This is a genomic window from Micromonospora sp. NPDC049101 (assembly GCF_040648675.1).
Classification (GTDB): Bacteria; Actinomycetota; Actinomycetes; order Mycobacteriales; family Micromonosporaceae; genus Micromonospora.
The window spans coordinates 1-7,068 of the sequence record NZ_JBEZED010000056.1 but is presented as its reverse complement, the minus strand read 5'-3'; the positions used below and the strand labels follow the sequence as shown (position 1 = coordinate 7,068).

The window sequence follows — 7,068 nt, the reverse complement described above, 5'->3', positions numbered from 1 at the left end:
TCAAGACCGGCACCACCTACAACGAGACCACCGCCTGGACACATCACCCCAACACCGCCACTGCTTGACACCTAAGCACCTGGGATGTCTTTGCTGATCAGCAGGACCGGTTCCACTCCGCCGCTCGCCTGCTCGACCCGGTAGCCGGCGAGCACCTGCTGCCAGGCCTCCGCCTGCGCCATCGCGTGGGAGCGGATCAGCCACACCCGCCCGCCGCCACGCTGCTCGGCAAGCGTGAGCGCCTGGTCGAGGCTGGCGCGCAGGGCTGCCGTCTCGTGGTCGGAGATCACCACGACGTCGGACCGCGTGGGCATCCGGATCCACCAGCCGACGGTGTTGCCGAACGGAACGACCAACTCGACCCGGTCCCGCGGCGAGTAGAACGCGAAGCCGTACCACGCCAGGTCGTTCATCACGATGACGTCGTTGGCGGACCGGTGCGTCGCCACGTACTGGGTCGCCGAACGGATGTCGGTCACCGCGATGGCGGTGTAGTAGAGCCCTGGTTCGTCGCCGTCGAACCGGTACCAGCGTCCGTTGTGGAGGCCGTACCACGCGAGCAGGACCGCGCAGGCCGCCGCGGTCAGCGCCGTGGCCGGCACGCGGGGGACCGCGCGGCGGACGAGTGCGGCCCCACCGTAGGCCAGGCCGGCGACCCCGATGCCGGCGACCGCGCCCGTCACGACGAGCAGGAAGTGCGAGGTACGCAGCTCCAGCAGCGGATAGAACCGGGCGACACCAAGCGTCGTCACCGCCACCGGCAGCAGCAGGAGCGCGATCGCCGCGGCCGGGCGGCCCCGCCAGGCGAGGGTGCCGACACCGGCCAGGACCAGGCCGCCGATCAGCAGAGCGGGCGCGCCCACCATCGGTGCCAGGCCGTGCACCTGCCGGTCGAGGTAGCCGGGCAGCTCGGTCAGGCTGGGAAAACTGTCGGTCCAGTAATCCCGCATCAGGTCGTTGTTGCCGCGCGCGGAGACGCCGAAGTAGAAGACGACGATGACTGTCATCGCGCCGAACGCCGCCACGGCCACGTCCCGCAACCGCGCCCACTGCCGCCGCAGCGCGGTCACCAGCAGCAGTCCACCGAACACGCACGGAGTGGCGATCGCGGTCACGTGGCTGAACACGATGCCGGTGGCGGCCACCGCCGCGAGCACGCCGAGCCGCCCACGCGACCAGGTCTGCTCCGTCCAGGCACCCAGCGCCACCAGCACCAGGGTGATCGCGGCGTCGGCGGTGTACTGCTTGAGGTCGTGCCGGATCTGCTGGGCCGGCAGGAGCAGGACCACAGCCGCGCAGACGAGGCCCGCGACGATCCCGAGCCACCGCGTCGGCCACCGCGAGAGCCGTCCGAGCGCGTACGCGGCGACGACGGTGAGCCCGTGGAACGCCAGCGGCACCACGCGGAGGTAGTCGGTGTCCGGCACCAGCCGCAGCAGGAGACTCCAGCCGAGCGGGGTGGACGAGGTCGCCGCCGGCAGGTCGCTCAGCGGCAGCCGTACCGACAGCGCCACCCATGCCTCGTCGAGCCAGTACCCGGCCGTGAGCATCGTCTTGACGTCGTGCACCACCGGGAACAGCGCCAGCAGGACGGCGACGGCGATCCAGTCCGCCGGGACTCCTCGGCGTCGCCTCGGCGTCGCCGACGTGACCGGACGGTCCACGTCCTCACGTTCCCGCTGTACGACCACGTCGCTCCTCATCACGAGTACGGAACGGTCAGCGTCGACCCGACGGGCGGACACCAACGCGCCGGGCCGGTCGAGGCCCGGCGGCACCGGAAACGCGGCGTCAGCTGGCCCCGGACTGCCGGGCCGACGTGGGCAGGGACTCGGCCGCACCGCGCTGCGTCGGCACCGACCTGCCGATCAGGCGGGCCGCCTGCGGGTTGCGCCGGGCGGCCGTCGGCAACCCGACCACGAACTCGGGGAACAGGCCGAAGAAGGTCCGGGCGCTCTGCAACTCCAGGGTGTGCGCCCGCGACCACTGGAACGAGTTGGTCGCACGGGCCCAGTGATGGGTCCACCGCACGTCGCCGAGCAGCACCACGGGCATGTCGTGCCGCCACGCCCGCAGCCCCAGCTCGTGGTCCTCGTAGTAGAGGAAGAACGACTCGTTCCACCCGCCCATCGCGACGAAGTCCGTGGTGCGGGCCGCGACCGCCGCGCCCATCGCCCAGGCCACGTAGACGGCCTCGCCGGGGTCGGCCACCACCCGGTAGTTGGCGTGCATCCGCGACAGCGGCCAGATCTTCCGGTTGCCCAACTTCGCGGTGGCGTACGGGAAGCCACGGCCGTTGGGTTGGGGGGTGCCGTCGGTCGCGAGCAGTTGGGGAGCGACAAGGCCGCCGTGCGCGTCCAGGTGACGCTGCATCGTGGCGAGCCCGGCCGGCTCGACCTCCAGGTCGGGGTTGGCGAACAGCACGTACGCGCCGGCCGCCTGCCGGACACCGACGTTGTTGGCCTTGGCGAAGCCGACGTTCTCCGGCAGCCGGATCACCCGGGCGCCCAGCTCCTCCGCCACGGCGACCGAGTCGTCAGCGGAGTCGTTGTCGACGACGATCCACTCGTACGGCTTGGCGCCGCCCCAGCACCGCCGGAGCGTGTCCGCGGAGTTGTAGGTGACCGTCACGACACTCCACGGCGTTCCTGCCATCACGCGCTCCGAACTCTCAGATAGCTGATCAGGGATGCAAAACCGAACCGCCTGCCCTTCCACTGCCGGCGGGCGGCGGGCCCCTCCACCAGGCCACGTCCCACGCCACGCAGGAAGGGGCGGAGCAGACCCTGACGGGCACGCCGGGCGGCCAGCGCCAGGTGGGCCAGGGCGAGGACCGGTATCGCGACGAGCATCAGCGGCCAGGTGAAGGTCCGCGCGGCGACCAGGAGCCGATTGCGGGCCAGCAGGAACGCCCGGAATCCCTGGAGCTTGTTGTCGCCCTCGACGCTGTGGCCACCGGCGTGCGGGAGCATGAAGTCCAACCGTCGGGTCCGCAGGCCCTCGGCGTACATGCGGAAGGCGAGGTCGGCGTCCTCACCCCAGGCGAACAGGTGCTCGTAGAACCCGCCGAAACGGTGGAAGAGCGCGGTGGGGAAGACGGCCGCGCCGCCGGACGGGCCGAGTGGCCCGCGCGGCACCGTCGCCGCCCGGTCGATGAACAGCGAGACCGGGTGCAGGTCGATGCCGACGAACTCACCGCCGTGCATGGCGAGACCCACCGCGATCGGGCTCTGCGGGTCCGCCGCGATGCTGGCGAACAGGCGGACCAGTGCGTCCTGCGGCAACCAGACGTCCGGGTTCAGCAGCAGCACGTGGCTCGTCCGCGCCGCCGCGACGGCCCGGTTGCAGCCCGCCGCGAACCCCGGGTTCGACGAGTCGGGCAGGTACTCGTACCGCTCGTCGTCCAGGCCGTCGGCGATGACCTTCGCGCACTCGTCCTGCGGCCAGTTGTCGGCGAAGATGAACGTCACCGGCAGGCCCTCGGCGGCGCGTACCCAGGTCGGGAGCGTCTCGGCGAGCATGTCGCTGGACCGGTAGAGGACCGTGACGATCGTCAACGTCTCTGTCACCGGGACACCTCCCTCACTGTTCGCGGATCACGGGACGACGGCAGGTCCGTCACAGCAGAGACCTGTACAGGCTCTGCCACCGCTGCACACACCTGTCGAAGGCGTACTCCTGGGCGTACCACTCGGCCACCCGCTGCCCCTCGTCGACGGCACGGTGGGCCACCGCCTCCCGGATGGCGCCGGCGAGCGCGGCGGGCGCGAGGTCCGCCTGGAACGCCAGGGTGCCCGTCGCGTGCCGGGTCACCTCGGCCAGGCCACCGGCGCCGGTGTGCACCACGGGTACGCCCAGGGACAGCGCCTCCAACGCGCTGAGCCCGAACGACTCGACCCGGGACGGCACCAGCAGGCAGTCGATCTCCTGGAGGAAGTCCGCGGCCGTGACCCGGCCGACGAGTTCGAGGTTGGGCCGGGCGGCGATCGCCATCGAGCCGGCCCCGGCGACCCTGAAGTCCAGCTCGGGCAGGAGGGAGGCGATCTCGGGCAGGAGGTCGGCCCCCTTCTCCTTCTCCAACCGGCCGAGATAGCCGACCACCGGCCGACGACCCGGCTGCGGCGTGTGCGCGGGCTTCGGGCTGGGCCAGGTGGCGGGCAGCGGGTTGGGGATCAGGTGGATGTTCTTGACGCCGCCGCGCTCGCGCAGCTCGGAGGCCTCGAACTCGGACACCGCCACGGTCGCGTGTGGACGTGCCCGACGCATCGCCAGGTCCAGCGTGATGTTGGACTGGATGATCGCCTTCTGCTGGAACGACCCGGCGGTGTCCCGGTACTGCCAGAGGCTGTTGTGCAGGGTGACGACGAGCGGGATCCGCCGGCGCCCCATGCTCAGCGCCGCCCGGGAGTGCATGGCGGCGGACAGCAGGTGGGCGCAGACCACATCCGGCTGCACCTCGTCGACCAGGCGGCGGATCTCCCGCGCGTAGCCGAGGTCGATCCGGCTGGTCGCGCTGAGCCCGACCCACGGCACTCCGGCCTCGCGCAGCGCGTGGCCGACCTCGTCGTCCGAGGTGGCGGCGATGACGTCCAGGCCGGTTCGTGCGTGCGCCGGGATGATCTCCGTCAGGATGCGTTCGGCACCACCGAGCTGCCGCCGGCCGGAGCCACCAGTGGTGCAGACGAACAACACCTTCACGAGGCACGCAGTCCCTCGACGGCACCACGCGCGATGGCACGGCGGACCGGGTTCCCTCCCACCGCAGCGCGCAGCAGCACCCCGCCCACGTACGCCGTCGTGGCGATCCGGCCGCGCGTGCCACCCATGCTCCGGCTCGCCCGGATGAACTCCCGGGTGCGGCGCTCGGAGATCTCCTCCTCGGACCAGCGCCGCTTGGCGGTCGCGTCGTCCTCGTGCATGATCACGGCCTCCGGCACGTACGCCAGCCGCAGACCCTGCTGCCGGACGGCCCAGCAGAGCCGCATGTCCTCGGAGTAGAAGAACGACGTCTCGTCGACGCCGCCGATCGCGTCGAAGTCGCTCCGGCGCATGGCGACGAAGGGACCGGTCAGCCAGTCCGCCTTCTCCGGCGGCGCGACGATGCGCAGGTTCGGCAGCACCAGGCTCAGCCCGGTGGCGTGGGCGAAACCGACGCCCAGGCCGAGGAACCGCCCGCCCTCGGTCTGCGACACACCCGACGGGGTGACCACGCCCGGGAAGGCCGCGCCCACCTGCGGGTCGTCGAGGGCGGCCACCAGGCGGGTCACGGCGTCCTCGTGCACGATGATGTCGTTGTTGGAGAGGATCACGTTCGCCCGGCTGGTGTGCCGCACGCCGAGGTTCATTCCCCGCGCGTACCCCAGGTTGGAGCCGGACTGGACGTACTGGACACCCTGCTCGGCGCAGAACGCGCTCAACGACTCCTGGATGTGCGCGGAGCTGCCGTTGTCGACGACGACGATCTCTGCCTCCGTCGGCAGCGACAGGACGCAGGCGCGGGTGCGCTCAAAGTCCTCCCAGGCGAGGACAACAATCGAGACATCCATGTCAAACCGTCCCATTATTCGGCGACTGCGCTCGTCGCAGGCTCGCTCTGGAGGCGAAGGCGTGTACGGCGTAGGCGAGCGTCGAGGCGATCGCCGCCCCGACCACACCCGCCCACGGGATGATCGCAAAGTACGCGGGGATCGCGAACCCGAGGGTGATCAGGGCGACCACTGTCGTGGCCCGCTCGCCCCGCCTCTTCAGCAGCAGGGCGCTCCAGCTCTTGCCGGCCGCGGTGGCCAGTGAACCGGGCAGGAGGACGAGGCCGAGAATCCAGGCGTGCCGGTACTCGGGCTGGACGTAGCCCAGCACACCGAGCCCGAGGACGGCGGCCAGGGCGACCGGCAGCGCCGCGGTGACCACGGCCCGGGTGGGGTCGGGCCCGTCGTTGCCGTCCCGGTTGGCCAGGATCCGCTGCGCCCGTACGACGGCACCGGCCTGCGCGAACTCCAGCGCGGCGACGGCCAGGGCGTACACGCCGAGGGGACCGGCGCCGACGAACCTGGCCACCAGGATCTGGTTGAACCGCAGCGTCATCATCTGGGCGAAGATCCCGAGGTGCAGGTTGCCGACGGCAGCCAGGTCGGCGCGGTAGTCCACCGCGGTGGCCTCCGGCCGGGGCGCGGGCCCGATCCGCCGGAGCATCCCCAGCACCAGGGCACACACGGACAGCGCGCTGACCCACTGGACGACGAGCCACACCATGCTCCACAGGCCGCCGTCCAGGTAGCCGGCGAAGTACAGCGCCACGTAGCCACCGACCAGGACCGCGCCGCTCGCCGCGCGCATCGCGTAGACGACCATGAAGCTCTTCTGACGCAACGCGATCGACGAGACCGTGTTGAAGATCGTCAGACCGGCCGCGGAGCCCATGCCGACCAGGTAGCTGCCGAGCCCGGCCACCGTGGTGAGCACCGCGGCGGCGACGACGGAGAGCAGGACCGAGGCCGCCAACATCGCGAGGACCCAGGGGCGCCCCCGGGAGAAGACCCAGCCGCCCGGACGGGACAGCAGGAAGGTGTCCAGGGACAGGCCACCGACGGCCGCGCCCAGTGTGGCGCTCACCATGTTCGCGGAGAGTTCACCGCGCTCGGCGGGCGGCAGCGCCACCGACAGGACCGCCGCCAACCCGGTCAGACCGAGCGCGCCGATGTAGAGACGTTCGGGTGCGATGAGTCGCCGCAGCAGGCCCAGTGCGCGGCGTCCGGGCGATGGCTTCGTGCCGGGATCCGGCGATGGCCGAGCGGTATTGACCAGCGACACGCCGTTCACTCGCCCCCCATAGATGCGTTACGTGCGGGCACGACGAGTCGTACTTCGCTGGCACTTTCTACCCGAATGCCGCTACACCTGCAATCGACCAGGTGGCCCTAACCCGATAATGCCGAAACACCTGCGGTCACCGCCAGTCGGCCGGCGTAGACTCTCGGACCCGTGAGGATCCTCGTCACCGGCGGAGCCGGATTCATCGGGTCGGAGTACGTTCGCCTGCTGCTGGGCAAGCCCCTCGGCAGTGCCGACGGC

The 7,068-nt window shown here is 71.2% G+C and carries 6 protein-coding genes; all 6 read right to left on the bottom strand.

Annotated features, from left to right (window positions below):
- Positions 1-71: 71 nt before the first annotated feature.
- The 6 genes from AB0B57_RS36650 to AB0B57_RS36625 all read right to left on the bottom strand — a co-directional run bounded on the left by AB0B57_RS36650 (position 72) and on the right by AB0B57_RS36625 (position 6,807).
- Positions 72-1,703: a hypothetical protein gene (locus AB0B57_RS36650; RefSeq protein ID WP_357081024.1), complete on the bottom strand. Its 1,632-nt coding sequence runs from the start codon at positions 1,701-1,703 to the stop codon at positions 72-74.
- Positions 1,704-1,791: 88 nt separating this feature from the next.
- Positions 1,792-2,655, bottom strand: a complete 864-nt coding sequence (locus AB0B57_RS36645) for a glycosyltransferase (RefSeq protein WP_357081021.1) — start codon at positions 2,653-2,655, stop codon at positions 1,792-1,794.
- Positions 2,655-3,569, bottom strand: coding sequence for a glycosyltransferase (locus AB0B57_RS36640; RefSeq protein WP_357081018.1), 915 nt, complete (start codon positions 3,567-3,569; stop codon positions 2,655-2,657). Before AB0B57_RS36640 ends, AB0B57_RS36645 begins: the two co-directional genes overlap by 1 nt.
- 49 nt (positions 3,570-3,618) lie before the next feature.
- On the bottom strand, positions 3,619-4,698 hold the full coding sequence (locus AB0B57_RS36635; RefSeq protein WP_357081015.1) for a glycosyltransferase family 4 protein: 1,080 nt from the start codon (positions 4,696-4,698) through the stop codon (positions 3,619-3,621).
- Positions 4,695-5,546 (bottom strand): glycosyltransferase family 2 protein, encoded by an 852-nt coding sequence (locus AB0B57_RS36630; RefSeq protein ID WP_357081012.1) that lies wholly within the window; start codon positions 5,544-5,546, stop codon positions 4,695-4,697. The genes AB0B57_RS36635 and AB0B57_RS36630 overlap by 4 nt, the downstream gene beginning before the upstream one ends.
- A 1-nt stretch (position 5,547) precedes the next feature.
- Entirely contained in the window at positions 5,548-6,807 is a 1,260-nt protein-coding gene (locus AB0B57_RS36625) for a hypothetical protein (RefSeq protein WP_357081009.1), read from the bottom strand.
- Positions 6,808-7,068: the final 261 nt, after the last annotated feature.